Origin of the sequence: Rhodanobacter sp. Root179 (assembly GCF_001428465.1) — a bacterium.
Lineage (GTDB): Bacteria > Pseudomonadota > Gammaproteobacteria > Xanthomonadales > Rhodanobacteraceae > Rhodanobacter.
The window spans coordinates 1-25,809 of the sequence record NZ_LMHR01000086.1 but is presented as its reverse complement, the minus strand read 5'-3'; the positions used below and the strand labels follow the sequence as shown (position 1 = coordinate 25,809).

At 66.3% G+C, this 25,809-nt stretch carries 21 protein-coding genes, 1 tRNA gene and 1 riboswitch; of the genes, 12 read left to right on the top strand and 10 right to left on the bottom strand.

Going from position 1 to position 25,809, the window contains the following annotated elements; genetic code table 11:
* Nucleotides 1-19: 19 nt before the first annotated feature.
* The 5 genes from ASD82_RS13940 (at nucleotide 20) to ASD82_RS13920 (ending at nucleotide 4,223) form a co-directional block, all read left to right on the top strand.
* Nucleotides 20-655, top strand: a complete 636-nt coding sequence (locus ASD82_RS13940; RefSeq protein ID WP_235580724.1) for a DUF6088 family protein — start codon at nucleotides 20-22, stop codon at nucleotides 653-655.
* On the top strand, nucleotides 648-1,664 hold the full coding sequence (locus ASD82_RS13935; protein WP_082585369.1) for a nucleotidyl transferase AbiEii/AbiGii toxin family protein: 1,017 nt from the start codon (nucleotides 648-650) through the stop codon (nucleotides 1,662-1,664). The genes ASD82_RS13940 and ASD82_RS13935 overlap by 8 nt, the downstream gene beginning before the upstream one ends.
* Nucleotides 1,665-1,757: 93 nt before the next feature.
* A complete protein-coding gene (locus tag ASD82_RS13930) occupies nucleotides 1,758-2,945 on the top strand; it encodes a UDP-N-acetylglucosamine 4,6-dehydratase (RefSeq protein ID WP_056718424.1) in 1,188 nt (395 codons plus the stop codon).
* Nucleotides 2,946-2,948: 3 nt separating this feature from the next.
* Nucleotides 2,949-3,614, top strand: a complete 666-nt coding sequence (locus tag ASD82_RS13925) for a sugar transferase (protein WP_056718423.1) — start codon at nucleotides 2,949-2,951, stop codon at nucleotides 3,612-3,614.
* A 6-nt stretch (nucleotides 3,615-3,620) separates the two neighbouring features.
* Entirely contained in the window at nucleotides 3,621-4,223 is a 603-nt protein-coding gene (locus ASD82_RS13920) for a GNAT family N-acetyltransferase (protein WP_056718422.1), read from the top strand.
* Here ASD82_RS13920 and ASD82_RS13915 read toward each other — a convergent pair.
* From ASD82_RS13915 to ASD82_RS13900, 4 genes are all read right to left on the bottom strand, one after another.
* Nucleotides 4,199-4,936 (bottom strand): YdcF family protein, encoded by a 738-nt coding sequence (locus ASD82_RS13915; protein ID WP_056718421.1) that lies wholly within the window; start codon nucleotides 4,934-4,936, stop codon nucleotides 4,199-4,201. The genes ASD82_RS13920 and ASD82_RS13915 overlap by 25 nt on opposite strands.
* 12 nt (nucleotides 4,937-4,948) lie before the next feature.
* A complete protein-coding gene (locus tag ASD82_RS13910) occupies nucleotides 4,949-6,052 on the bottom strand; it encodes an undecaprenyl-phosphate alpha-N-acetylglucosaminyl 1-phosphate transferase (protein ID WP_082585361.1) in 1,104 nt (367 codons plus the stop codon).
* A 697-nt stretch (nucleotides 6,053-6,749) separates the two neighbouring features.
* The gene (locus ASD82_RS13905; protein ID WP_056718419.1) at nucleotides 6,750-8,102 is read right to left on the bottom strand and encodes a phosphomannomutase/phosphoglucomutase; all 1,353 of its coding nucleotides are present in this window, start codon (nucleotides 8,100-8,102) and stop codon (nucleotides 6,750-6,752) included.
* A 466-nt stretch (nucleotides 8,103-8,568) separates the two neighbouring features.
* Complete coding sequence (locus tag ASD82_RS13900) at nucleotides 8,569-10,410, bottom strand: SLC13 family permease (protein WP_200946054.1); 1,842 nt, start codon at nucleotides 10,408-10,410, stop codon at nucleotides 8,569-8,571.
* Between the two features lie 321 nt (nucleotides 10,411-10,731).
* Here ASD82_RS13900 and ASD82_RS13895 point away from each other — a divergent pair, with 321 nt between their 5' ends.
* A complete protein-coding gene (locus ASD82_RS13895; protein WP_056718417.1) occupies nucleotides 10,732-11,079 on the top strand; it encodes a DUF559 domain-containing protein in 348 nt (115 codons plus the stop codon).
* A gap of 113 nt (nucleotides 11,080-11,192) precedes the next feature.
* Here ASD82_RS13895 and trmB read toward each other — a convergent pair whose 3' ends face one another.
* Together trmB and ASD82_RS13885 are read right to left on the bottom strand one after the other, a co-directional pair.
* Complete coding sequence (gene trmB, locus ASD82_RS13890; RefSeq protein WP_056718416.1) at nucleotides 11,193-11,897, bottom strand: tRNA (guanosine(46)-N7)-methyltransferase TrmB; 705 nt, start codon at nucleotides 11,895-11,897, stop codon at nucleotides 11,193-11,195.
* Between the two features lie 197 nt (nucleotides 11,898-12,094).
* A complete protein-coding gene (locus ASD82_RS13885) occupies nucleotides 12,095-14,275 on the bottom strand; it encodes a DUF6600 domain-containing protein (RefSeq protein ID WP_056718415.1) in 2,181 nt (726 codons plus the stop codon).
* A 249-nt stretch (nucleotides 14,276-14,524) separates the two neighbouring features.
* On the opposite strand from ASD82_RS13885, the gene ASD82_RS13880 reads away from it, so the two are divergent.
* From ASD82_RS13880 to ASD82_RS13860, 5 genes are all read left to right on the top strand, one after another.
* Nucleotides 14,525-14,598, top strand: a tRNA-Gly gene (locus tag ASD82_RS13880).
* A 39-nt stretch (nucleotides 14,599-14,637) separates the two neighbouring features.
* Nucleotides 14,638-15,090, top strand: coding sequence for a RimK/LysX family protein (locus ASD82_RS13875; protein WP_056718414.1), 453 nt, complete (start codon nucleotides 14,638-14,640; stop codon nucleotides 15,088-15,090).
* A gap of 10 nt (nucleotides 15,091-15,100) precedes the next feature.
* Complete coding sequence (gene rimK / locus ASD82_RS13870) at nucleotides 15,101-16,021, top strand: 30S ribosomal protein S6--L-glutamate ligase (RefSeq protein WP_056718413.1); 921 nt, start codon at nucleotides 15,101-15,103, stop codon at nucleotides 16,019-16,021.
* A 320-nt stretch (nucleotides 16,022-16,341) separates the two neighbouring features.
* The gene (locus ASD82_RS13865; RefSeq protein ID WP_007809337.1) at nucleotides 16,342-17,028 is read left to right on the top strand and encodes a response regulator transcription factor; all 687 of its coding nucleotides are present in this window, start codon (nucleotides 16,342-16,344) and stop codon (nucleotides 17,026-17,028) included.
* A complete protein-coding gene (locus ASD82_RS13860) occupies nucleotides 17,012-18,295 on the top strand; it encodes a HAMP domain-containing sensor histidine kinase (protein WP_056718412.1) in 1,284 nt (427 codons plus the stop codon). Before ASD82_RS13865 ends, ASD82_RS13860 begins: the two co-directional genes overlap by 17 nt.
* 168 nt (nucleotides 18,296-18,463) lie before the next feature.
* Here the strand turns inward: ASD82_RS13860 and ASD82_RS13855 are convergent, their stop codons facing one another.
* From ASD82_RS13855 to ahcY, 4 genes are all read right to left on the bottom strand, one after another.
* Entirely contained in the window at nucleotides 18,464-19,381 is a 918-nt protein-coding gene (locus tag ASD82_RS13855) for a branched-chain amino acid transaminase (RefSeq protein WP_056718411.1), read from the bottom strand.
* Nucleotides 19,382-19,447: 66 nt separating this feature from the next.
* A complete protein-coding gene (locus tag ASD82_RS13850) occupies nucleotides 19,448-20,029 on the bottom strand; it encodes a DUF4124 domain-containing protein (RefSeq protein ID WP_056718410.1) in 582 nt (193 codons plus the stop codon).
* Between the two features lie 26 nt (nucleotides 20,030-20,055).
* Nucleotides 20,056-20,880, bottom strand: coding sequence for a methylenetetrahydrofolate reductase [NAD(P)H] (gene metF, locus ASD82_RS13845; protein WP_056718409.1), 825 nt, complete (start codon nucleotides 20,878-20,880; stop codon nucleotides 20,056-20,058).
* A gap of 233 nt (nucleotides 20,881-21,113) precedes the next feature.
* Nucleotides 21,114-22,553, bottom strand: coding sequence for an adenosylhomocysteinase (gene ahcY / locus ASD82_RS13840; protein WP_056718408.1), 1,440 nt, complete (start codon nucleotides 22,551-22,553; stop codon nucleotides 21,114-21,116).
* 81 nt (nucleotides 22,554-22,634) lie between these two features.
* Nucleotides 22,635-22,767: riboswitch (S-adenosyl-L-homocysteine riboswitch) on the bottom strand.
* A gap of 111 nt (nucleotides 22,768-22,878) precedes the next feature.
* On the opposite strand from ahcY, the gene ppc reads away from it, so the two are divergent.
* The gene (gene ppc, locus ASD82_RS13835) at nucleotides 22,879-25,584 is read left to right on the top strand and encodes a phosphoenolpyruvate carboxylase (protein ID WP_056718407.1); all 2,706 of its coding nucleotides are present in this window, start codon (nucleotides 22,879-22,881) and stop codon (nucleotides 25,582-25,584) included.
* The last annotated feature ends 225 nt before the right edge of the window (nucleotides 25,585-25,809 follow it).

Sequence of the window (25,809 nt, the reverse complement as noted above, 5' to 3'; positions counted from 1 at the left end):
TGAACGCGGGGACGCTTGCATGGCGGGATCTGTCAGAAACCATGGTAGTATTTCTGACATGACTTCCTTGCCCGACATCATCCAGGCCCATGCCGCCAGCCTGCCCGAAGGGGCTGTGCTGACGGCGAAGGCATTGCTGCATCTCGGAAATCGTGCTGCGGTGGATCAGGCGCTGGGACGGCTGACGCGTGCCGGGTCGCTGTTGCGGGTCGGGCGCGGCGCGTATGTGGCTCCGGTATCTGGCCGGTTTGGTTCGCACCCGCCGGAGCCAATCAAGGTGGTGGAGGATTGGGCGCGCCAGTTTGGCGAGACCGTGCTGCCGCATGGCGGCTTGTCCGCCAACCGGCTGGGGCTGACCACGCAGGTGCCGGTGCAGTCGATCTTTCTTACCAGCGGGCGCAGTCGCCAGTTGAAGGTGGGCAAGCTGAAGGTGGAGTTGCGCCATGCGCCACCGCGCACGCTTGCGCTGGGGCGATCGCGTGCCGGCGAGATCGTGCGTGCGCTGGAATGGCTGGGCCGCGAACATGCCGGCGAAGCCGTCGTACGCATGGCGGGCACTCTCAGCGCTGTCGAAAAGCAGGAACTGCTGGGCGCCCGGCCATTGATGCCGGGTTGGTTGTCGGATCAAGTGAGCCGGGCGGTTGGGCGTGCCTGAATCGTATTTTGACCTCGACAACGAGAATCGGCGGCAGTTGCTGCTGACTGCGGCGGGCCAGTTAGGCCGCGATCCCGCGCTGCTGGAAAAAGATATCTGGGTGGTCTGGTTGTTGCGCTGGCTGTATGCCAGCCCCTGGCGCGAGCACCTCGTGTTCAAGGGCGGCACCTCACTGTCCAAGGTGTTCGGCTTGATCGATCGCTTTTCCGAAGACATCGACCTGACCTACGACATCCGTGAGCTGTTGCCTGACCTGGCCGACCAGGGGGCTGATCCGTTGCCGGTCAGCCGCGCTCAGGCGGATCGCTGGAGCCGGCAGGCGCGCGATGCACTGGCGCAATGGGTGGAGCAGCAGGTGCAGCCCGCGCTGGCTGAGGCGACACAAGCCGTCGGGGCCGGCGTACGCTGCGCGGCCGATGTGTTGTTCGTGACCTACCCGGCGACGTTCGCGCATGACGGCTTGTATATGAGCCCCGAGATCAAGCTGGAGTTTGGTGGACGCGCGACTGGCGCGCCCACACAGCTGGCAGCCGTCATCTGCGACGCCGCTGCGGTGCCGGCGCTGGCAGCGCTCTTGCCGCATGCGCCGCAGGTGCAGGTGATGCAGGCCGCACGTACCTTCTGGGAGAAGGCGACCGCCGCCCACGTCTATTGCCTGCAGCAGGTGTTGCCCGCGGAGCGCTTTGCGCGGCACTGGTTCGACCTGGCCTGCATGGAACGTGGGGGCATCGTCGCGTCGGCATTGGCTGACACCCATCTGGCGGCTACCGTGGCCGCGCACAAGCAGATGTTCTTTCGTGCGAAGGCCGACGATACGTCGGTCATTGATTATCATCAGGCGGTCACCGGCCACCTGCAGCTGGTACCCGATGCTGCGGCGGCGGCGCGTCTGCACATGGACTACGATGCCATGCGCTCTGGTGGCTTCCTGGGCAGCTGGCAGCCGTCATTCGATGAGGTGCTGGCGATATGCGCGCGCATCGAGGAGCAGGCCAATGCCGCGCCATGAGCCCTGCCACAGGCAGCACGAATCCGGTATACGACACAACGGCATGGCCCCGTGCCTGTTGCCCGAGACCCTTTTTCCAAACCAGCTGATGCCATGAATATTCTTGAACTCGTCGGTCGCAAGCGGCCATTGTTTGATACGGACGTGCAGGCGCACGAAGCGGAGCTTTCTTCCAAGGTGGCATCCAGCCGCTTCCTGGTGATCGGTGGTGCCGGCTCGATCGGCCAGGCGGTGACACGCGAGATCTTCAAACGGCATCCGAAAGTGCTGCACGTGGTGGATATCAGCGAGAACAACATGGTTGAACTGGTGCGCGATATCCGCAGCACGCTGGGCTACATCGACGGCGACTTTCGCACCTTTGCGATCGACTGCGGCAGCCGCGAATTCGAGGCGCTGATGAACGCCGGCGACGGCTACGACTACGTGCTCAACCTGTCGGCGCTGAAGCATGTGCGCAGCGAGAAGGACCCCTTCACCCTGATGCGGCTGATCGAGGTGAACGTGCTCAACACCATCAAGACGATCGAGCTGGCGAAGGCCGGTGGGGCCAAGAAGTACTTCTGCGTCTCCACCGACAAGGCGGCCAACCCGGTCAACATGATGGGCGCCAGCAAGCGGATCATGGAAATGTTCCTGATGCGTGCCAGCGAACAGCTGCCGATTTCGACGGCGCGCTTCGCCAACGTGGCGTTCTCCGATGGCTCGCTGCTGCACGGCTTCAACCAGCGCTTTGCCAAGCGCCAGCCGATCTCCGCGCCGAACGATGTGCGCCGCTACTTTGTCACCCCGCAGGAATCAGGCGAGCTGTGCCTGATGTCGTGCCTGCTGGGCGACAACCGCGACATCTTCTTCCCGAAGTTGAGCGAGGCGCTGGACCTCACCCGCTTCTCGGATATCGCGGTGCGTTACCTGGCTGCACTGGGCTTCGAAGCCCACGAGTGCGCCAGCGAGGACGAGGCCCGTGATCGCGCCGCCGAATTGATCGCACAGAAGAAATGGCCGTGCTATTTCTTCCCCAGCGACACCACCGGCGAGAAGGATTTCGAGGAGTTCTTCACCGACCGCGAAATGCTTGACATGCAGCGGTTTGAAAATCTCGGCGTGATCAAGAATGCGCCTGCTTATGATCAGGCGAGGCTTGATCATTTCCTGGCCACGCTGGACGCGATCCGGCAGCAGCCGAGCTGGGAGAAGGCGCCGATTGTCGACCTGTTCAATCACATGATTCCGGACTTTGCCCACAAGGAAACCGGCAAGTATCTCGACGGAAGGATGTAAGGCATGCAGCGATTGTTCGATATTCTGTTGTCGGGGCTGGCCCTGCTTGTGCTTTCGCCCTTGCTGGTTCCGATCGCCATTGCCCTGCGTTTCAGCGGCGAAGGCGAGATTTTCTACGTGCAGCAGCGGATCGGTCGTGGCGGCAAGCCGTTCGGCCTGTACAAGTTTGCCACCATGCTGAAGAACAGCCCGAACCTGGGCACTGGTACCGTCACGGTGAAGAACGACCCGCGGGTGCTGCCGCTGGGCGGTTTCCTGCGCAAGACCAAGATCAACGAACTGCCGCAGCTGCTCAACATCCTGCTCGGCGACATGAGCCTGGTCGGGCCGCGGCCGCAGACCCAGCGTTGCTTCGACGCTTTTCCGACCACGTCGCAGGTTCAGATCATCAAGGTGCGTCCGGGATTGTCCGGCATCGGCTCGATCGTGTTCCGCGACGAAGAGGAATTGATGCACGCCAGCGTGGAGCCGGAGAAGTTCTACGACGACGTGATCATGCCGTACAAGGGTGCATTGGAAGAGTGGTACGTCGCGAACCAGGGTTTGCGCACCTACGTGATGTGCATCGTGATCACCGCGTGGGTAGTCCTGTTCCCGAAGTCGTCCATCGTGAAGAAGGTTTTCCCAGGCTTGCCGGTTGAGCCCGCAGCCTTGTCGGGCGTGGTGTGAGGCTCGATGGAACGCCGTGATCTCTATCAGCAGGTTGCCCGGTTGCATGTGGACAACATCAACAAAGGTTTCCTGGCGACGTTGGGTACGGGCTTTGTCGCACTGATGTATCAGGCGATCGACGAGGCGCCGGCCAGCGTGTTGCTAGTCGAAGAGCGCGACGGTCGCGTCGTCGGCTTTGTGGCGGGTGGTTGCGGCATGGGCGCCATCTACAAGCGCATGTTGCGTTCGCCATTCCGCCTCGGAGTCGCCCTGCTGCCCTCACTGGTGCGGCCGGGACGCATCCTGCGGATTCTCGAAATCCTGCGCTACAGCCGCGGCCACAGCCTGCCGCCGAACCTGCCGGAGGCCGAATTGCTGAGTATCGCGGTCGACCCATCCTGCCGTGGGCAGCAGGTTGCCGAGCGGCTGTATCGTCGACTGGAAGAGCATTTTCGGAAAACCGGCATTCTGTCCTTCAGGATCATTGTGGGAGAGGCACTGGCGCCCGCGCACAAGTTCTATCGGCGGATGGGGGCTGTACCGACCGATCAGGTGGCGGTTCACCAGGGAGAACAGTCAACTGTGTATGTGCAAACGTTGGCTCAGGTCCAGCCACACAGTCCATAGGCGAACAAGCCCAGGTATTCGTGTAGATAGGTATGACTGCGCAACAAGGCAGAACGATGAGGCAACCAGGCATTGCCCTCGATGGTGGGCTTCACTTGGGGCATGGTCGGCGCAGGGGTGGCGTCGATATCCTGTTCGCGAAGTACCGCAAGTGCGCGAGGCATGTGATAGGGCGAGGTCACCAGGAGAACGCGGCCAAGCTTTTCCTGTTTGAGGATGCGTGAGGAGTACAGCGCGTTTTGGTAGGTGCTGTCGGCCTGGCGCTCGACCCTCAACGCCGCCTTCGGCAGCCCTTTTGTTTCGAGTATCCGGGCCATCTTGATCGCGCCACCCTTGTTGGCCGACAGCACCATGATCGGTGCGCGTCCTGCGCGGTAGAGCTGATAGGCAAAGCCCAGGCGATTGCGGCTGATCCTGTTCGGGTCAGCTGTCCAATCGGTTTTCGGATCGGGCATGCCATCGCCGCCGAAGACCACGATGGCATCGACGATGGGGTAGGTGCTTGCTGGCGAATAGGGATATGGCGACTCGAGATTGTCGCGCATCAGGCCAACGAAGGCCGGAGTGGAGCAGAGATAGAGCCAGGCAGCGGCAATCAACAGGAATGGCCAGCCGGTTCGATAGCGCCGCAAAACCAGCAAAGCCAGCCCGATCCCCGCGACAAGACACGACTGCCAGATCGGCGAGTTCAAACGGTCCAGCAAGTGATCCACGACTAAGAGGGGTCAATCCGCCTCGGCGACGGAATCCCTGTTGACACGCTGGCGCGCGAGCCGGACGACGTGGTCGTCATTGGCGGCGAGCGGTTTGGCCATGTGCATGCCTTTCCCGGCTTGCTGGCGAACCCAGATCCGCGTGACCGTGACTGTATAGACCATGGAGAAAATGCAGAACGCTGCGAGGTTGGTGCCAGAACCCAATCCCAGTGAACTGGTCACGCTGCCAAGAAAGGCCATCGACGCCGCCAGTGCGACCAACGCTACCAGGCTGGCGCGCGGACCCAGGCCCATGCCCATCAGGATGTGGTGGATGTGGCCGCGATCGGGCTTGAACGGCGACTTGCCCTGGCGCAGGCGGCGGTACATCACGGCCAGGGTGTCCAGCACGGGCAGGGCCACGCACCAGAGTACGTCGACCGGCGAAAGTTGACTGTGAGGTTCCTGGCTGAGGCGGATCAGGGTCCAGGCCAGCAGGTAGCCAAGCACCATGCTGCCGGCGTCGCCCATGAAGATCTTGCGACCCATCAGGCCGAGGTTGGCGAAGAGGTAAGGGATGGCGGCGATGGCCAGCAGGGTGATCAGGGCCAGCGATCCGCGCAGCGCGTGGGGGCCGGCGAACAGCACGATCGCGGCGATGCTGACCAGGGCCAGGCTGCCAGCCAGGCCGTCGATGCCGTCCATCATGTTGAAAGCATTGAGCAGGCCGATCACGGCCACCACGGTGAGCGGGATGCCGACCCAGCCCAGCGTGAGCTCGTAACCGAAGATGTGTCCCAGGGAATGGATGTAGACGCCGGTGCTGCCGATGACGGTCAGGATCAGGATGGTCTGCACCAGCAGGCGGGTGCGCACGCTGAGGTCGGAGCGGTCGTCCAGTGCGCCCAGCAGTACCAGCACGCATGACGTACCCAGCAGCACCTGGCCGAACAGCTGGAACCGGCCCCAGATGCAGGCACCCACCAGCACGCCGATGAAGATGGCCAGGCCGCCGACCAGCGGCACGCTGCCGACGTGATGCTTGCGTTCGTTGGGGTGGTCCACCAGTCCAAGCGCGCCCGCGAACCGCCGCAGGGCGATGATCGCGACGAGCGAGGTGATGGCCGTTGCCACGCAAGCAAGAATCATCCGTGTGTCCTGCATGAGTTATGAGTCTCCAGTATCCCTGTGGACTATTTCAAAACAGCACGATCCGGGTGGACGGAGAGTGTCGCCTTTTTATGAGTCCTCTACCTTGCCGGCAGTGGACATTTTGGTTAAGGCCAGCTCTTTGCGGACACCAACCGGGCAACATCGAGGCCTGGACCCGGCTGTCCGGAACAGCGCCGCCGTTCCACCAACCGTACTCAGGCTCTACAGCAACCCGGCCCCCTGGTGTCAGAAAGAGCCGCCTTGATCCGTGATGGGCATCAAGGGTTTCCAATCTTATCAGGTATGGACGGCTGAATCGGGGAGACTGGCGAGGGCGTTCAGGCTTGGGTGGTGTAGGTGAACGGGGTGTGGGTGAGGATTCTGGATCGATGGATGGGAGGGACGTGCGTCGTTTCGTTGCAAGTTTTGCGGGAGTGGGCGTGTTTTGCGCGTGGTGTTGCTTGTTGAGGGCGGGCTTCGTCGGGTCGCAGGGAGGGCGGGTCTTCAATGAAGTGCAACGTCAAGAGCGCACCCCCTCCTAACCTCCCCCTGCTGCGCAGGGGGAGAGATCGAGCCCGAGGCTGCTGCGCAAGGGAGGGACGAGCCCGAAGCTCCGTGCCTTGCTCCCTCCCCTGCGAAGTAGGGGAGGGCTGGGGTGGGGTCGCTCTTCGCCCCGGCTCTACGCCCCCGCAATCAACGCCGAAATCTCCCCCGTGCGTTCCTGCATCAACGCCACGTCGCCACGCGACTCCACGTTGAGCCGGAGCAGCGGTTCGGTGTTGGAGCTGCGCAGGTTGAAGCGCCACGGGCCGAAGTCGGCGCTGATGCCATCGGTGTGGTCGAGGGCGGGTGACTGGCTGGCGTAGTGGCCCATCACCCGCTCGGTGGCGGCGCGTGCGTCGGCGACCTTGAAGTTGATTTCGCCGCTGCAGGGGAAGGCGCGCATGCGGTCTTCCACCAGTTCGGCCAGTGACAGCCCGCGGGTGCTGACCAGTTCGGCGATCAGCAGCCAGGGGATCATGCCGGAGTCGCAGTAGGCGAAGTCGCGGAAGTAGTGGTGGGCACTCATTTCGCCGCCGTAGATGGCGTTCTCGGCGCGCATGCGTTCCTTGATGAAGGCGTGGCCGGTCTTGCTGAGCACGGGGGCGCCGCCGGCCTGCTGCACCATCTCGATGGTGTTCCAGGTGAGTCGCGGGTCGTGGATGATCTTGCCGCCGGGATGGCGCGCCAGCAGGGCGGTGGCCAGCAGGCCGACCAGGTAGTAGCCCTCGATGAAGCGGCCGTCGGCGTCGAAGAAGAAGCAGCGGTCGAAGTCGCCATCCCAGGCCACGCCGAAGTCGGCGCCATGGGCGCGTACCGCATCGGCGGTGGCGGCGCGGCATTCGGGCAGCAGCGGGTTGGGGATGCCGTTGGGGAAATGGCCGTCTGCTTCGTGCTGGATGCGGATGAACTCGAACGGCAGGTGGGGCGCGAGCTGGTCCACGATCAGGCCGGCGCCGCCGTTGCCGGCGTTGACCACGATCTTCAGCGGCTTCAGCCGGTCGCGTTGGATGTAGCCGAGCAGGTGCTGGATATAGGCGGACTTGTCGGTCATCGCCCGGGGCGTGGCGACGCCGGCGGGGATGGGCGCCTGATGACTTGCGGCGAAGTCGCGGATCGCGAACAGGCCGCTGTCGCCGCTGATCGGCCGCGAGCCTTCGCGCACCAGCTTCATGCCGTTGTAGTCCATCGGATTGTGGCTGGCGGTGACCATCACGCCGCCGGCGGCGCCCAGGTGCATGGTCTGGAAGTAGACCTCTTCGGTGCCGCCCATGCCGATGTCGAGCACCTCGCGCCCGGCCGCGTGGAAACCGTCGGCCAGCGCCGCCTGCAACGCCGGACTGCTCAGGCGCACGTCGCGCCCCAGCACTACCGGGCCAGGGCCCAGCTGTGCGGCCATGGCCAGCCCAATGCGACGCGCCAGGTCTTCGTCCAGCTCGTCAGGCACGCGGCCGCGGATGTCGTAGGCCTTGAAGCAGGGGAGTGGGGGCATGCAGTCGTTCCACTAAGTGGTTGGTAACCCCGCATTGTAGTCGCCGCCGCCGTTTTGCTCCCTCCCCTGCAGGTCCCGCAAGGGGACTTCCTTCGGTCGCAGAAAGAGTTGGGCGACCGTAGGGGAGTGCTTTAGCTGAGGGGTTGCTCTTGGGGTGGAGCGCAAGATCAAAAGCGCACCCCCTCCTGACCTCCCCCTGCAAGCAGGGGGAGGAATCGACTCGGAGCCTCGCGCTCTGCTCCCTCCCCTGCTCGCAGGGGAGGGTTGGGCGACCGCAGGGAGTGCTTTAGCTGAGGGGTCGCTCTTGGGTGGGGAGCAAGATCAAGAGCGCACCCCCTCCTGACTTCCCCCTGCAAGCAGGGGGAGGAATCGACTCGGAGCCTCGCGCTCTGCTCCCTCCCCTGCTCGTCCCGCAAGGGGACTTCCTTCGGTCGCAGAAAGGGCCGGGGTGGGGTCGCTCTTCGCTCTAGCGGAACAACAAATTGATCGCCACCAGCGTGACCACCAGCACCACCAGGGTCAGCGGTACGCCCACGCGCAGGAAGTCCCTGCCTTTGTAGCCGCCGGGGCCGGTGACCATCATCAGGGCCGGATGGCCGGAGCTGAGCAGGAAGGTGTTGGAGGAGGATACGGCGACGATCAGCGCATAGGCCGACGGGTTGCCGCCGGTGGCGACGGCGACGCTGATGGCGATGGGCACCATCATCACGGTGGCGCCCACGTTGGACATCACCTGCGAGAACAGCAGGGTGAGCACGGCCAGGCACAGCTGCAGCACCCACGGCGATGCGCTGCCCAGATGATCCAGCACCACCTGGGCGATCCACGCGGCGGTGCCGGTGGCGTCCATCGACCAGCCCAGCGGAATCAGGCAGGCGGTGACGAAGATGGTCTTCCAGTTGATCGCCTTGTAGCCCTCGTCCATATTCAGCACGCCGGTGAGCAGCATGCCGATCGCGCCGGTCATCATCGCCACCGACAGGTCGAGGTTGGTGAACAGGGCCAGGCATTTGGCCAGCAGGAAGAAGCCCACCGCCTGCCAGATCTTGCCGGGGCGCTGCTGTTCCTTGGGGATGTCGGTGACCACGACCAGGTCGCGGTCTTCGGCGGCCAGCGACAGGTCGCGCCAGTTGCTGTGCAGCACCACGGTGTCGCCGGCGCGCAGGCTGACGCCGCGCACGTCCTCGCGCAGCACCTTGTCGCCGCGGGTCACCGCCAGCACGGAAATGCCGAAGCGCTTGCGCAGGCGCAGCTCGCCCACGGTGTGCTTGATGAAGCGCGACACCGGTGGAATCACCACTTCGGAAATGCCGGCGCGGCTCGGGTTGAACAGCTCGCCCAGCTGGCGCATGCGGGTGGACAGGCGGCACAGCTGGTTGTTGGCGAACTGGTTGAGTTGCTCGCGTGGGCCGAGCACGCCCAGCACCGAGCCGACCCAGATCACGTGGTCGGCCGGCGGCGCCATGCGCGCGTCGTTGCCGCTCTTGATCGCCAGGATCAGCGGCGCCTCGTACAGCTGTTCCGCCTCGCCGATGCTCATGCCGACCAGCGGGCTCTCGGCGGTGACGGTGAGCTCGGCGGTCTCGCCGACGATGCCGTAGGTTTCGGCGAAGTAGCTTTCGGTGCGTCCGGGCGTCACTTTCAGCCGTTCGTCCTCGTGCCCAGGCAGCAGCTTGCGGCCGAAGAAATAGAAATAGGCGATGCCGACCACGGCCAGCGCCAGGCCCACCGGGGTCACGCTGAACAGGCCGAACTTCGGGATCGTGTGCGCGCCCGGCGGCAGGTTCACGTTGGCACTGGCGATCAGGTCGTTCAGCACGATCAGTGGCGAGTTCGCGATCAGCGTGGTGTTGGTGGCGGTGAGGATGCAGAACGCCATCGGCAGCAGCAGCCGCGAAATCGGCACGCCGGTGCGCGCGGCGAGCCGGCTGCTGACCGGGATCATCAGGGCGGCCAGCGCCTGGCTGGGAATCACCGCGCTGAACAGGCTGGCGACCATGTTGATCACCATGCCGAGGCGTGACTCCGCCCCGCGCGCCATGCGCATCACGAAGTTGGCGGTGAGCTGCAGCACGCCGGCGCGGTCCAGTCCCTCGCCCATGATCATGATCGCGATGATCGCGATCACCGCGTTGCCGGCGAAGCCGTTGAACACGCGATCGGACGGAATCAGCCCGGTCAGGCCGATCACCACCACCACCAGCAGCGCCACCATGTCGGCGCGAATCCACTCCAGCACCAGCATCAGCATGGTGAAACCCACCAGCCCGAGCACCAGGATCATTTCGGGGGTGAGCGAGAGCGCCATCAGCTGACGTCCCTGCGGCGCAGCGGCTTGCGGTGGATACGGCGGGGCAGTGGAAACTTCACGCTGCTGTCGATTCGTCCCTGGGCGGATGTCCGTGAGTATAAGCGGGGTGGTGCGGTTGCTGGTGAACCTGAGGCCAAGAGCTTGACCCCAAGAGCTTGACCCCACCCCAGCCCTCCCCTGCGAGCAGGGGAGGGAGAAGTGCGGTTGCGATGAGTTATGTGATGCGGTGAGGGAGCACGCCGTACTGCTCCTCCCCCTGCTTGCAGGGGGAGGCTGGGAGGGGGTTACGCTTTTCCACCCCCAGCGAAAGGACTCGCCATGCACATCAAGTGGATCCGTGCCCGCCGCCTGCGCAATGAAGGGACCGATGCCGAGCGGCGTCTGTGGCAACACCTGCGGCATCGCCAACTGGCCGGCCACAAGTTCCGGCGGCAATATCCGCTGGCCAGTTACATCGTGGACTTCATCTGCGTGCCCGCGCGGCTGGTGGTCGAGCTGGATGGCGGCCAGCACCTGGACGCAGTCGAGTACGACCGGCGACGCACGGAAGCTCTCGAGCGTGAGGGCTATTGCGTGCTGCGCTTCTGGAATGACGATGTGCTGCTGCGCACGGAGGATGTGGTGGGGGAGATTTTTCGGGTGCTGGAGGAGAGGTCAAGAGCGTGACCCCACCCCGGCCCTCCCCTACGTTGTAGGGGAGGGAGTAGTTCCGGCGAGCTCGCAGCTTTTCTCCCTCCCCTGCGAAGTAGGGGAGGGTTGGGGTGGGGTCACGCTCTTGCTCAGACTTTCCGGTAAAGCAAATCCCAAACCCCATGCCCCAGCTTCAGCCCGCGCCGTTCGAAGTGGGTTTCGATGCGCCACTCGGGTTTCTCGGCGTACTGCCCGGCGCCGAGCTGGTTGCGCCAGGCGGGGGCGGCTTCCATCACTTCGAGCATGTGTTCGGCGTAGGGCTGCCAGTCGGTGGCCAGGTGCAGCAGGCCGTTCGGGGCCATGCGCGAGGCGAGCAGGGCGACGAATTCGGGCTGGATCAGGCGACGTTTGTTGTGGCGCTTCTTGTGCCACGGGTCGGGAAACCAGATGCGCGCCTCGGCCAGCGTGCCCGGCGTGATCTCGTATTCCAGCACTTCCACCGCATCGTGTTTGTAGATGCGCACATTGCTGGCGTCGCGGGCGGCCAGTGCGTTCATCAGCCGGCCCACGCCGGGGCCGTGCACTTCCACGCCGAGGAAGTCGCGGGCCTGGTCGTGCTCGCTGGCCCAGGCCAGCGCCTCACCGTTGCCGAAGCCGATCTCCAGCACCAGCGGCGCGCTGCGGCCGAAGCTGGCGGTGAAGTTGTGCGGCGCACCGCGGTAGTCGATGCCGAAGCGCGACCACAAGGTGTCGAAGGCGCGCTGCTGCGCGGGCGTCATGCGGCCCTCGCGCAGCACGAAGCTGCGGATGCGGCGCATGTAATCGGGTGTGGGGGAGTCGGTGGGCTCGGACATCCGCCTATTGTAGGGCTTGTGCCGGCGTCGGCTGATGCCGGATGCGTTGGACGCTCTTCGCCTCAAGCGCAAAGTCAAAAGCGCACCCCACCCCGACCCTCCCCTGCGAGCAGAGGAGGGGGCCTAGCCTGAGGCTGTGCGTTCCACTCCCTCCCCTGCGAAGTAGGGGAGGGCTGGGGTGGGGGCCGCTCTTGCCCCTAGTGCCGCCGATCTTCCCGATCCAGCCGCTCGGCGCCCTTTCTCGGTGATGGCCGCGACGTGTTCTGCTGCGGTCTGGGTGCTTCGACTCGCGGTGCCGGGCGTTGCTGCGGCTGGTAGCGCGGCGGCGGTGGCGCGCTGGGACGGGGTTGTGGTCGCGGCGCTTCGCGCATGGGCTCGCGCTGCATGGGTTCGGGGCGCTGGAAGCGTGGCTGCGGACGTTCGAAGCGGCGTGGTTCGGGCTCGCTGCGCGCGGGCGTGGTGACGGGCTGCTGCGGTGTCACGCGCTGGAATCGCGCGCGGTCATACGGCACCACGCGCGCATCGTCGCGCCGGGTCGGCGGCATCGGGCGGGGCGCGCGCTCGTTGACCGCCGGCGTGGGCGGACTCGGGGCGATGTAGCTCACTCCGGGACGTTGCATGCTTTCGCGGCGGTCGGCACCGTAAGGACTGGGTGGATGCGCGAAGCGGGCCGAGCGCAGTTCGCCGTCGTCACGGGCATTGTTCATGCGGTCTTCGCGAGTGGCCGGCGTGATGCGAGGTACCGTCGGCAATTGCGCCGTTGCGGGCGCGGTGCGGCGCACGTTGCCACCGTCGCGATCGGCCATCGGCGGGCGTCGCGCCGGGCCCTGGCTGCCCAGCACGCGCACCCGTCCGCTGGAGGTGTCGCCCGTCAGCTTGCCGTGGTTCGGCACGGGGGCGTCGTGGATGTTCGGTGGCGCGCGACGGGCGACCACCTCGCGGGTGAAGCCGCCGGCGGGGAGGTTGCGCACGTGGGTGGTGCGCGGCCCGTGGTCGCCGCGGTCGGTGGGACGCACGCCGGCGATGTCGCGCGTGCGCAACGACGTGTCGGTGAGCTTGCGCGGATCGACATGCAGGCGATTGCCCTTCACGCGATGACCGCCGGCGAAGTTGTCGCCGGACACCGCGGTGAAACCGCGAGGCGCGCCGCGATGGTGGTCGCCGCGGGCGAAGTCGCCGCGACGATAGCGGTTGTAGTGGTCGTCGACGTCGCGCCGCGGATCGTGTCCGCCGCGCACGCGGATGTTGTGCACGTTGACGCGGGTGTAATAGCGGCGGCCGCAGCGATACCACGGGTTGTAGATGTCGCCCGGGCCCAGCGGGAACCAGCCCACCGGCGCGCCACCGATGCCCACCGACCAGCCACCACCACCGACGAAGGCGACCAGTGCCGGCGCGTAGATTGCACGCACGCCGCGGGGGCCGGGAATCCAGCCCCAGCCGCGCTGGGTGTAGGCCCAGCGACCGTAGTGGTACGGCGCGTAACCCCAGGGCGCGTCGTCGATCCAGGTCCATCCCCAGGGCGCGATGTAGGTCCAGTGTCCGTTGCGGTACGGCGCCCAGTCCGAACCGACGTTGCGCGGATACCACACGGCGCCGTATTCGCTGCTGTCCTGCCAGGCGCCGTACTGGTCCAGGTCCTGGTAGCCGACCACGTCGTCGGAGACGTACTGGCTGCTGTCGGACTGTGCGTAGCGGCGATCGCGCTCGCTGGCCCAGCGATCGAAGGCGTCGCCGCCGGCGATGTCGCTGATCGTCACCATGCTCAGGCTGGCGTCGGTGAAGCGGTAGCTGCGGCCGGGATTGATCGAGCGCTGGGCGTTGTTCTCGCCGAACACGGTGGCGGCGCCATCTAGCGCCGCGATGCGCGTGCTGCCGTCGCGCGGATCGACGTCGACGCGGAACGTGCCGGGTTGGTCCACCACCAAGGCCACCGCGGGGGTGTCGATCTCGTAGCTTTCGCCGTCGCCGAGCCGGCGCACGGTGAGGCTCAGGCTGCCCTGGGTCAGCTCGATCTGCGCCAGCTGGTCGTTGAGGTCGAGCAGGCCGAGGTCGGACTGGCCGTCGATGCGCAGGGCGCCGCCGTCGAACTCCAGCTCGGCGCGCGTGCCCGCCGCACTGGAGAGTTTGTCGCCGGTGGTCAGCGGGCGGTTGACGTTGGCGTCGCTCCAGTCCTTCGCGCCGGAAGGCAGGAAGCCCAGGTCGCCGCCGACATACGACAGGCGCGCCACCCGGGTCGGCGGGTCGGCGCTGTCATCGGCGTCGGATGGGGCGTCGGATTGCGCCTGCGCCAATCCGGCGACCAGGCACAGCAGCAACACCGCCAGCACGCGCCGGTAGCGGCGCCATGAAACAGGGGACTCGGCAAACCTGGACATGCGGCTCTCCTTGGCAAGTGCAGATGAGGCGGGAGCGGGGCGGGGTTTCGTCATGGGGTCGTGAACGCGCAGTGTCGACCAAACGATGACCCCGCGCCGAGTATGCGCAGGCGATTGTTCAGCACCCGTTGGGTGCGCCGCTCCTGGCCATTGCTCCCTCCCCTGCTCGTAGGGGAGGGCCGGGGTGGGGTCGCTCCTGACGCCGCCTTCCAACCACGCGAATCCCGGGTTACCATCCGCCGGCCAAGTGCGGGTGTAGCTCAATGGTAGAGCTGTAGCTTCCCAAGCTACTGACGAGGGTTCGATTCCCTTCACCCGCTCCACTCCCCGCTGCATCGATCCCCGAGCTTTCCACAACCCACATGGCGGATCTGATTACCTTGGGCTGGCGGGAGCGGCTGGCGTTGCCGCAATTGGGCATTCCCCTGCTCAAGGCCAAGCTCGATACCGGGGCGCGCAGCAGTTCGCTGCACGTGGACACCCTCGAAACCTTCCAGCGCGACGGCGATACCTGGCTGCGCTTCAGCCTGCACGTGGGGCGGCGCTCGCCGCTGGCGATCAGTTGCGAAGCGCCTGCGCTGGATCGGCGCACGGTCACCGATACCGGCGGCCGCCGCACTGAGCGCTGGTTCATTCGCACTGCGGTAGAACTGGCCGGGCAGCGATTCGAGATCGACGTCAATCTCACCGATCGCCGGCATATGCTGTTTCCGATGTTGCTGGGTCGCAGTGCGCTGAGCGGGCGCGTTGCGGTGGACCCGGCGCTTTCCTATACCCAGCCGCGGCCGTCGACCACGACCGCGCCATCCCGATGACGGCCTGCCCATGAAAATTGCGATCCTGTCGCGCAATACCCGACTGTATTCGACCAAGCGCCTGGTCGAGGCCGCGCGCGTGCGCGGGCACGTGGTGCGGGTGTTCGATCCGCTGCGCTGCTACGTGCGCATCGCGCCGGGTGCGTCGTCGATCCGCTTCAAGGGCAAGGAGGTGCGCGACATCGATGCGGTGATCCCGCGCATCGGCACCTCCAGCACCTTCTACGGCACCGCCGTGCTGCGCCAGCTGGAGATGATGGGCGTGTACACGCCGAACCCGTCCGACGCAGTGCTGCGGGCGCGCGACAAGCTGCGCTGCCTGCAGATCCTGGCCGCCCAGGGCATCGACATGCCGGTGACCGTGTTCGGCGACAACCCCGACGACACCGAGGACGTGCTGGCCCTGCTCGGCGATCCGCCGCACGTGATCAAGTTGAACGAGGGCAGCCAGGGCACCGGCGTGGTGCTGGCCGAGAAGCGCGCGGCTTCGCAGAGCGTGATCGAGGCGTTCCGCGGCCTGTACGCCAACTTCCTGGTGCAGGAGTTCGTCGCCGAGGCCAAGGGCAGCGACCTGCGCTGCTTCGTGGTCGGCAACCAGGTGGTCGCGGCGATGCAGCGCGACTCCAGCCCCGGCGATTTCCGCGCCAACCTGCACCGCGGCGGCAGTGCGAAGGCGGCCACGCTGAGCGCCGACGAGGAGCGCATCGCGGTGGCGGCGGCCGGCGCGCTGGGCCTGGGCGTGGCCGGCGTGGACCTGCTGCGTTCGAACCGCGGGCCGCTGCTGCTGGAGGTCAACGCGTCGCCCGGACTGGAAGGCATCGAGGCCGCCACCGGGGTGGATGTGGCGGCGGCGATCATGGCCTTGCTGGAAGCGCAGGCTGCCGTAAAACCCGGCGAAACCCGCGCCCGCCGGCGTCCCGCGAAGGCCTGACGGCCGTCGTCGGCTTCCCGCCAGGATGTGAATTGACACGGTGTTAACTCGCTCATAACCCGCCACGCCCTATAACGCTTCCACTGTTTTTTGCGACACCGCGACCCGCAGGGTGCGGCGCCGGCAGACGATGGTATCGGGGCAGTAACTTGGGCCCAGGTGGGCGACGGCGAGTCGCGCATCTGGGCTTTTTCTTGCCCGCACGAGTGCCACACGAACGCGCGTTCAGGTTTCTTTCGCTGCCGCCGCGCTGCGTTCATCCAAGATTGTTAAGCTGACAGCCCCAGCCGGCCCGTGAGCCGGCTGCGCAGGAGTGACACATGCGCGTACTGGTGATCGAAGACAACAGCGATATCGCGACCAACATCGGCGATTACCTGGAAGACCGGGGTAACGTGGTCGATTTCGCGGGTGACGGCGTGACCGGCCTGCATCTGGCCGTGGTGCACGATTTCGACGTGATCGTGCTGGATCTCACGCTGCCCGGCATGGACGGCCTGGAGGTCGCCCGCAAGTTGCGCCACGAGGCGCACAAGCAGACGCCGATCCTGATGCTGACCGCGCGCGACGCGCTGGAGCAGAAGCTGACCGGTTTCGAATCGGGCGCCGACGACTACATGACCAAGCCGTTCGCGCTGCAGGAGCTGGCCGCGCGACTCGAAGTGCTGGCACGCCGAGGCAAGGGCCCGCAGAGCCGCGTTCTGAAAGTGGCCGACCTCACCTTCAACCTCGACACGCTGACGGTGAATCGCGAAGGCAAGTCGATCCAGTTGAACCCGATCGGTCTGAAGCTGCTGCAGGCGCTGATGGAAGCCAGTCCCTCGGTGGTCACCCGGCAGGACCTGGAACAGAAGGTGTGGGGCGAGGAACTACCCGACAGCGATTCGTTGCGCGTGCATATCCACGGTCTGCGCGCCGCGATCGACAAACCCTTCGAGAAGCCGCTGATCCACACGCGGCACGGCATTGGCTATCGGATGGTCGAGCCGGATGCAGTCCAGGCGTAAGCTTCGTTTTCGGTTGATCCTTTCCTTCACGCTGTTCGGCTTCGGCCTCAGCGCGTTGTTTGCGTTCGCCGCGTTGAATATCCGCACCCGCCTCGAGGATCAACTGATCACTTCGAGCCTGCAGGACGAGGTTGACCACCTCAACGCGCAAGTGCGCGCCCACCCGGATCGCGCGCCCTCGTTCGACATCGTCAAAGCCGCCTCGTGGAGCGACCGAACGATCTACAAGGCGCCTCTCGACTGGCAAAACCTCGACACCGGCGTGCACGACATCTACGAGCCGCAAGCGGACGGGCGCACGCGGCATTACAAGCTGGCCGTGCGGCGCATGGACGGAATCATCAGCTTCCTCCAGTACGACGTTTCGCGTGACGAACTGGGCAAACAGCAATTGCTGGCCAGCGTGATCGGCGCCGTTTTTCTTTTCGGATTGCTGTCTTTGGCCATTGGCCTGTGGCTGTCGCGCAAGGTGCTCAAGCCGGTCAGCGAGCTGGCCAACCGCCTGCGCGATTTCCGCAAGGCCGGCAAGGCCGAGCCCCTGGCCCAGCATTTCGCCGACGACGAGGTGGGCGAGCTGGCGCATGCGCTGGACGAGTATTCGGCGCGGCTCACGGCGATGGTCGAGCGCGACCGCGAATTCAATTCCGACGTCAGCCACGAACTGCGCACGCCGCTGGCGGTGATCGCCAGTACCACCGAATTGCTGCAGGGATCGCCCGATCTCACGGAAAAGCTGAGCGAGCGGCTGAAGCGGATCGAGCGCGCCTCGCGCCAGGCCACCGAGCTGATCGAGGCCTTGCTGCTGCTGTCACGCGCCGAGCGGCGTGGCCCGACCCGCGGCGAAACCACCGAGGTCGGCAAGGTCGCCGCCGACGTGATCGAAAGCCAGCGTCCCCAGGTGCGCGGCAAGCCGCTCACCGTCGAGCTGCGGACCGAGCAGCAGGTCAGCGTGAATGCCCCGGCCTCCGTGTTGTCGGTGGCGCTGACCAACCTGATCGGCAACGCGATCAAGTACACGCTCGAAGGCAGCGTGCAGGTGGTGGTGGGCAACGGCAGCATCGAAGTGATCGACACCGGCCCGGGCATCAAGCCGGAAGATGCCGAGCGCCTGTTCCAGCGCGGCGTGCGCGGCGAAGGTGCCGGCGGCAGCGGTGCCGGGCTGGGTCTGGCCATCGTGCGCCGGCTGTGCGAACTGTATGGCTGGAATGTGTCGATGCGGCCCCGCAGCGATGCCAACGGGGCGATCGCCTGCATCAGGTTCGGCTGAATTCCTGTTTCCCGAGAGTCAAAAGCGACCCCACCCCAACCCTCCCCTGCGTTGCAGGGGAGGGAGTCAGGCGGCGTTGCTCCTCCCCCTGCGTGCAAGGGAGGGAGCTGGGCGGCGTTGCTCCTCCCCCTGCGTGCAGGGGGAGGTTGGGAGGGGGTCGCTCTTGACTCAGACCTGCTCCAGCCAGCCCCACTTGTCGTGGGTGCGGCCGTCGAACAGGCCGAAGAACAGTTCCTGCAGGCGGCGGGTGACGCGGCCGGCGGTGCCGTTGCCGACCTGCTTGCCGTCGACCGAGCGGATCGGGGTGACTTCGGCGGCGGTGCCGCACATCAGGATCTCGTCGGCGAGGTAGAGGTATTCGCGCGGCAGGTCGCGTTCGACCACTTCGATGCCGTCTTCGCGGGCCAGTGTCTTCAGCGTGTCGCGGGTGATGCCGGTGAGGATCGAGGCGCTGGCCGGGGTGGTGTGCAGCACGCCATCGAAGACCAGGAACAGGTTCTCGCCGGCACCTTCGCTGAGCAGGCCGCTGGAGGCCAGCGCGATGCCCTCACCGAAGCCGAGGCGACGCGCTTCGCGTGCGATCAGCTGACCGGAAAGATAGTTGCCGCCGGCCTTGGCGCCGGCCGGGATGGTGTTCGGCGCGAAGCGCTGCCAGCTGGACACGCAGGCGGTGATGCCGTTTTCCAGGGCCTCTGGCCCCAGGTACGGGCCCATCGGCCATGCCGCCACCGCGACGTCGATCGGGGTTTCCGCGGACAGGCCGAAGCCGCCCAGGCCCCGGTAGGCCACCGGGCGCAGGTAGGACGCGCCCAGGCCGTTCTTCTTGATCACCGCGCGGCAGGCCGCAGCCAGTTCGTCAGCCGTGTACGGCAGCGCCATGTCGTAGATCTTGGCCGACTGGTACAGCCGGTTGATGTGGTCGGTCAGGCGGAAGATCGCGGCGCCGTCGGGGGTGGCGTAGCTGCGGATGCCTTCGAACACCGACGAACCGTAGTGCAGGGCGTGGGACATCACGTGGGTGGTCGCCTCGGCCCACGGCTTGATCTCACCGTTCTGCCAGATCCACTCGGGGTACTGCTGGGCCATGTCGATTCTCCAATGGGGACCGCCCATGATAACTGCTGTCGGCAGAGCCGGCGTCAATGGGCGCCTTCATTCAGCGTTGCGCAACCACAGGCAGCCGGCCTGGTGGACGATGTCGAAGCGCAGTTCGCGCGAGTTGCCGTTGCCGTCGCTGTCGGCGGTGTGCACCACCAGCTGATTGTGTGCTGGCGCTGTCGGGGCTGGGTCGACGTTCATGGCGAATGGATCGGCGAGGCTGCTGGCCGATGCCGGCGCCGCGGCGGACTCGTCGGGCGCCTTCACGTCCAGCAATGGCTGTTTCATCAGCCGGGTCAGCGACTGGATGTCGGCTACGGCCGCGCCGCGGCCGTAGCCGTCCCACAGCATCATGCCCGCCAGCCGGTTGGCGTCATGGCTGGCGAAGGCATCGATCACGCCCTGGCGCAACGCACCCAGAGTGGCGGCGCACAGGGTTGGCGTGGTGGTGGCGGTCACGGCGGGTGCCGACGCGGCGACACGACTGGCTGGGGTGGCCTGCAGCGCGGCGCAAGGCTGGTCGGTGAAGACCGCACTGCCATTGGCGCCGATGCAGCGATGGATCGGCGTCTGCGCCGCGACGGGCGCGGCCCAGGCAAGCGCGATCAGGCAGAGCAGGGTGGCCAGGCGATACATCGCGCCAGCATACCCGCCACCGCGTCTCAGGAAAGTTGCTGTAGTACCGCTTGCGTGGCGCGGGCCCGGTTCAGCGTGTAGAAGTGCAGGCCGGGCGCACCGCCGTCGAGCAGGCGCCGGCACAGTTGCGCCACCACTTCGGCACCGAGCGCGCGCACGGCATCGGCGTCGTCGCCGTGGGCCTGCATGCGCTTGGAGATCCAGCGCGGGATCTCCGCGCCGCACATCTCGGAGAAGCGTCGCAGCTGGCTGAAGTTGGTGATCGGCATGATGCCCGGCACGATCGGCACCTCGACGCCCAGCTTGCGCACGTCGTCGACGAAGCGGAAATACGCATCGGGGTTGAAGAAATACTGGGTGATCGCCCCGTTCGCGCCGGCGTCGACCTTGGCCTTGAAATGCTGCAGGTCGCGCAGCGCGTCGTCGGCCTGCGGATGGGTTTCCGGATACGCCGCCACCTCGATGTGGAAGTGGTCGCCGCAGTGCGCGCGGATGAAGGCCACCAGCTCGGCCGCGTAACGGAAGTCGCCCGCCGTGGCCATGCCCGAGGGCATGTCGCCGCGCAGCGCCACCAGCCGTCGATAACCGGCCGCGCGATAACCGTCCAGCAGTGCGGCGATCTCGGCTTTGGTGCCGCCCATGCAGGACAGGTGGGGCGCCACCGGCAGGCCATGCTGCGCGTGCAGCCGCGCCACGGTGTCGCCGGTATAGCTCAGCGTGGAGCCGCCGGCGCCGAACGTCACCGAGGCGTATTCCGGCTGGTGCGCCTTCAGCAGCTGCGCCGCGCGATCCAGCTGCGCGCGTTGCTCGTCGGTCTTGGGTGGAAAGAATTCGAAGCTGATCGACGGCATCGCTGGGCATCCGGTGGGCGGTGCCGGGGAGTATATATCTTTGTTTCGCGATGAAGCGATAGATAGCCGAACACGGAATGGGGAATCGGGAATGGAGAATGGTCAAAGCGTGGACGCTTTGGCTGGCTTGGGGATCACGAGAGATGCATAAAAAAACGGGACGCATCGCTGCGTCCCGTTGTGCAGGAGAACCGGGGCGATTCCCCATTCTCTATTCCCCATTCCCGGCTACATCAGTAGCGGTAGTGATCCGGCTTGTACGGACCTTCCACCGGCACGCCGAGGTACTTCGCCTGCTCGTCGCTGAGCGTGGTCAGCTTCACGCCGATCTTCTCCAGGTGCAGGCGGGCGACTTCCTCGTCCAGCTTCTTCGGCAGGATGTAGACCTTGTTCTCGTAGCTGTCCTTATGCTCCCACAGGTCGATCTGGGCCAGCGTCTGGTTGGCGAACGAGTTGGACATCACGAAGCTGGGGTGGCCGGTGGCGCAGCCCAGGTTGACCAGCCGGCCTTCGGCCAGCAGGAAGATCGCGCGGCCGTCGGAGAAGGTGTACTTGTCCACCTGCGGCTTGATGTTGAGCTTGGTCACGCCGGCCATCGCGTTCAGCGCGTCGACCTGGATCTCGTTGTCGAAGTGGCCGATGTTGCAGACGATGGCCTGGTCCTTCATCGCCTTCAGGTGATCGAGCCGCAGCACGTCCTTGTTGCCGGTGGTGGTGACGTAGATGTCGCCGCGGCCCAAGGTCGATTCGACGGTGTTGACCTCGAAGCCCTCCATCGCCGCCTGCAGTGCGTTGATCGGATCGATCTCGGTGACCACCACGCGGGCGCCGTAGGCACGCAGCGAGTGCGCGCAGCCCTTGCCCACGTCGCCGTAGCCGCAGACCACGGCGACCTTGCCGGCCAGCATCACGTCCATCGCGCGCTTCAGGCCATCGGCCAGCGACTCGCGGCAGCCGTACAGGTTGTCGAACTTGGACTTCGTCACCGAGTCGTTGACGTTGATCGCCGGGATCAGCAGCGACTTCGCTTCGGCCAGCTGGTACAGGCGATGCACGCCGGTGGTGGTCTCCTCGGAGACGCCCTTCCAGTCCTTGACCACGGTGTGCCAGTAGCCCGGGCGCTCGACGTGCACGCGCTTCAACAGGTTCTTGATGACCTGCTCCTCGTGCGAGGAGGCTTTTTCATCGACCCACTTCGAACCGTTCTCCAGCTCGTAGCCCTTGTGGATCAGCAGCGTCACGTCGCCGCCGTCGTCGACCACCAGCTGCGGGCCGAGGAAGCCGCCCTTGCCGTCGGGGAAGGACAGCGCGTCCAGCGTGCAGTCCCAATACTCTTCCAGCGTCTCGCCCTTCCAGGCGAACACCGGCGTGCCGGTGGCGGCGATCGCGGCCGCGGCGTGGTCCTGGGTCGAGAAGATGTTGCACGAGGCCCAGCGCACGTCGGCGCCGATGTCCTTCAGCGTCTCGATCAGCACCGCGGTCTGGATCGTCATGTGCAGCGAACCGGTCACGCGCACGCCCTTCAGCGGCTGGGCGGTGGCGTGCTTGCGGCGGATCGACATCAGGCCGGGCATCTCGTGCTCGGCGATGTCCAGTTCCTTGCGGCCGAAATCGGCGAGCGAGATGTCGCGGATCTTGTAGTCGTGGGTGTTTTCTTTCAGTGCGGCGTTCATGGATATCTCCGGTTAGTGCGAGCTTTTTTGAAGAGTCCGGCCATGGTTGGCCGGTCTTTCTTCGCGAAGGGGCTCGCGTAAAGCAACCGGGCGCCGTTGTGGAACGTGCCGCGCCGAGCCTGGCCGTTGTCGTGAAGAGTCCGCACCAGGGATGTGCGGGGTTTTGCGGATGGATCCGCCTTCACTACCAACGGTCGCAGCGCCCCTCGGCGGGCAGTGCAAAGGACGCATTGTAGCGGCAGACATGAGCTTATGCCGCATCGTCGGGTGTCTCCCGGATCAGGATTGGTTAGGCTGGAGGCTTGACCAGCCAGGGAGCCACCGCGTGGAACAGAGTCGCGAACCCGAATTCCTGCCGCCGGACGGCCCGCTGCGCGAGGACGTCAGCCGGCTCGGCGCGATGGTCGGCCGGATGCTGGCCGAGCAGGGCGGCGGCACTTTCTTCCAGCGGGTCGAGCAGGTGCGCATCGCGGCCATCCATCGCCGCCGCGAAGGTGCTTCGGTGGACGAGCTGGCCGACTCGCTGGCAGGCCAGGACGCCGCCCAGGCCGAGGCGCTGGCGCGCGCGTTCGCCACCTACTTCCAGGCCGTCAACACCGCCGAGCGGGTGCATCGCATCCGTCGCCGCCGCGACTACCAGCGCGAGGGCAGCGCGCCGCAGCCCGAATCGCTGCTCGCCGTGCTGGGTCGGCTGAAGGCTGAAGGCGTCGGCGCCGACGAGCTGGTCGGCTGGCTCGACCGGCTGTGGATCGAGCCGGTGTTCACCGCGCATCCCACCGAGGCCGTGCGTCGCTCGCTGCTGGAGAAGGAACAGGCGATCGTGGCCTCGCTGATCGATGGCTTCGATCCCCAGCGCACGCCGCAGGAATGCCGCGAGGACGACCAGCGCATCTACATGGCGTTGTCCGCCGGCTGGCAGACCGCCGAGGCCTCGCCGGTGCGGCCCAGCGTGCAGGACGAGCGCGAGCACGTGGACTTCTACCTGACCAACCCGCTGTACCGGATCGTGCCGGCGCTGTACGAGTCGCTGGCCCAGGCGTTGCAGGAAACCTACGGCCTTGCGATCAAGCTGCCGCAGTTGCTGCGTTTCGCCAGCTGGGTCGGCGGCGACATGGACGGCAATCCGAACGTGGGTGCCAACACCATCGCCGACTGCCTCGACTCGCAGCGCACGATGGTCATCGAGCGCTATCGCGAAGACGTGGCCGCGCTGGCGCGATCGCTCAGCCAGACCGAAGGCCGGGTCGCGGTCACCGGCGCCCTGCTGGCGCGCGTGGCGGACTACCGGACGCGCTTTCCCGATGCCGCGGCACAGATCCGCCCGCGGCACGCCGACATGCCGTACCGCTGCCTGCTGCAGCTGATCGGTGCGCGGCTGGCACTGACCCAGGACCAGCAAACGGACGGCTATGCGTCCAGCCAGGAATTGCTCGACGACCTGCAGCTGATCGCCGACAGCCTGCTGCAGCATCACGGCGTCCATGCCGGCGCCTACTCGGTCGAGCGCCTGCTGTGCCGTGTGCGCAGTTTCGGCTTCCACCTGGCCCGACTCGACGTGCGCCAGGACTCGCGCGTGCACGACGACGCCCTGGCCGCGTTGCTCGGCGACGCGGGCTGGGCCGGCCGCGATGGCGCCGAGCGCGCCGAGCGACTGCGCCCGTACGCCAGCGGCGAGGCGAGGTTTCCCGACAGCGACGATGACAGCGCCACATCGCTGCAAGCCGTGTTCACCACCTTGCGCGACAGCCGGGAAAGCCACGGCGTCGACGCCACCGGCCTGTACATCATCAGCATGGCCCGCAGCGCCGCCGACGTGCTGGCGGTGCTGGCGCTGGCGCGGCGGGGCGGGTTGGTCGACGAGACGAAGGACGTGCCGCTCAACATTGCTCCGCTGTTCGAGACCGTCGACGACCTGAAGAACGCGCCGGCCACGCTGCGGGCCCTGCTCGACGATCCGGTCTACCGTCGCCACCTCGCCGCACGCGGCGACCAGCAGTGGGTGATGCTGGGCTATTCCGACAGCGGCAAGGATGGCGGCACGCTGGCCTCGCGCTGGGGCCTGCAACGCGCCCAGGTGGAACTGCTCGAAGTGGCGAACGAAGCGGGCATCCAGCTGGCCTTCTTCCACGGCCGCGGCGGCTCGGCCAGCCGCGGCGGCGCGCGCATCACGCCGGCGCTGATGTCCTCGCCGCGGGGCGCGGTGGCCGGCGTGCTGCGGGTGACCGAACAGGGCGAGGTGATCCATCGCAAGTACGGCATCCGCGCGCTGGCGCTGCGCAACCTCGAACAGACGGTCGGTGCGGTGCTGCGCGCCAGCCTGCGTCCACGCGAAAGCGAGCCGCGCGAACAGCGCTGGCGCGAGCAGATGGACGCCTTGTCCGCGGCCAGCCGCAAGACCTACCGCGCCTTCGTCGAGCGCGCTGGCTTCGTCGACTATTTCCGCAGCGCCACCCCGGTCGACGTGATCGAGCAGATGACCCTGGGCTCGCGGCCGGCCAGTCGCCGCAGCATGCGCGGCGTGCAGGATCTGCGCGCGATCCCGTGGGTGTTCGCCTGGACCCAGTGCCGCTCGATCCTGCCCGGCTGGTACGGCCTGGGCAGCGCGCTGGAGCAGGGCGCCGGCGAATTCGGCGAGGACGCGCTGGCCGAGATGGCGCGCGACTGGCCGTTCTTCGCCAACCTGCTCGATGACGTGGAGATGGTGCTGGCCAAGTGCGACCTCGACATCGCCGAGGCGTTCTCGAAACTGTCCGGTCCCTTGCACGACGAATTCTTCGGCCTGATCCGCGACGAGTTCGCCCGCACCCGCCACTGGCTGCTGCGACTGAAGCGCAGCGACGCCCTGCTGCAGGGCGACCCGCGCCTGGCCGCCTCGATCCGCCTGCGCAATCCCTACGTCGATCCGATGAGCCTGCTGCAGGTCGACCTGCTGCAGCGCTGGCGCGCCGGCGATCGCGCCGACGACGCCGTGCTTCAGGCCCTGGTCGCCTGTGTCAACGGCGTCTCGCAGGGTTTGCAGAACACCGGCTGATTCAACGAAGACCCCACCGCCGCCTGCCGTCCCGCGCAGGAGCCCACTCGCGCACGATGCTTTTTGCCTGCTTTATGTTTCAGAGCGAAGAGCTTTCGTCCTCCTTCGGAGGGCGAGTCACTTTCTCTCGCTTGCCCGAGAGAAAGTAACCAAAGAGAGGGGCACCCCGCTTCCGCGCCTTGCGGACATCGGGCAACCGCTCCTGCGTTGCCTCAACTCCGGCAT

What these genes read in the sequence shown, in the direction of transcription:
- ASD82_RS13940 (WP_235580724.1), top strand. Translation starts at nt 20, where the DNA reads ATGGCGGGATCTGTCAGAAACCATGGTAGTATTTCTGACATGACTTCC.
- ASD82_RS13930 (WP_056718424.1), top strand. Translation starts at nt 1,758, where the DNA reads ATGAATATTCTTGAACTCGTCGGTCGCAAGCGGCCATTGTTTGATACG.
- ASD82_RS13925 (WP_056718423.1), top strand. Translation starts at nt 2,949, where the DNA reads ATGCAGCGATTGTTCGATATTCTGTTGTCGGGGCTGGCCCTGCTTGTG.
- ASD82_RS13920 (WP_056718422.1), top strand. Translation starts at nt 3,621, where the DNA reads ATGGAACGCCGTGATCTCTATCAGCAGGTTGCCCGGTTGCATGTGGAC.
- ASD82_RS13905 (WP_056718419.1), bottom strand. Translation starts at nt 8,102, where the DNA reads ATGCCCCCACTCCCCTGCTTCAAGGCCTACGACATCCGCGGCCGCGTG.
- ASD82_RS13900 (WP_200946054.1), bottom strand. Translation starts at nt 10,410, where the DNA reads ATGGCGCTCTCGCTCACCCCCGAAATGATCCTGGTGCTCGGGCTGGTG.
- ASD82_RS13895 (WP_056718417.1), top strand. Translation starts at nt 10,732, where the DNA reads ATGCACATCAAGTGGATCCGTGCCCGCCGCCTGCGCAATGAAGGGACC.
- trmB (WP_056718416.1), bottom strand. Translation starts at nt 11,897, where the DNA reads ATGTCCGAGCCCACCGACTCCCCCACACCCGATTACATGCGCCGCATC.
- ASD82_RS13885 (WP_056718415.1), bottom strand. Translation starts at nt 14,275, where the DNA reads ATGTCCAGGTTTGCCGAGTCCCCTGTTTCATGGCGCCGCTACCGGCGC.
- ASD82_RS13875 (WP_056718414.1), top strand. Translation starts at nt 14,638, where the DNA reads ATGGCGGATCTGATTACCTTGGGCTGGCGGGAGCGGCTGGCGTTGCCG.
- rimK (WP_056718413.1), top strand. Translation starts at nt 15,101, where the DNA reads ATGAAAATTGCGATCCTGTCGCGCAATACCCGACTGTATTCGACCAAG.
- ASD82_RS13865 (WP_007809337.1), top strand. Translation starts at nt 16,342, where the DNA reads ATGCGCGTACTGGTGATCGAAGACAACAGCGATATCGCGACCAACATC.
- ASD82_RS13860 (WP_056718412.1), top strand. Translation starts at nt 17,012, where the DNA reads ATGCAGTCCAGGCGTAAGCTTCGTTTTCGGTTGATCCTTTCCTTCACG.
- ASD82_RS13855 (WP_056718411.1), bottom strand. Translation starts at nt 19,381, where the DNA reads ATGGCCCAGCAGTACCCCGAGTGGATCTGGCAGAACGGTGAGATCAAG.
- ASD82_RS13850 (WP_056718410.1), bottom strand. Translation starts at nt 20,029, where the DNA reads ATGTATCGCCTGGCCACCCTGCTCTGCCTGATCGCGCTTGCCTGGGCC.
- metF (WP_056718409.1), bottom strand. Translation starts at nt 20,880, where the DNA reads ATGCCGTCGATCAGCTTCGAATTCTTTCCACCCAAGACCGACGAGCAA.
- ahcY (WP_056718408.1), bottom strand. Translation starts at nt 22,553, where the DNA reads ATGAACGCCGCACTGAAAGAAAACACCCACGACTACAAGATCCGCGAC.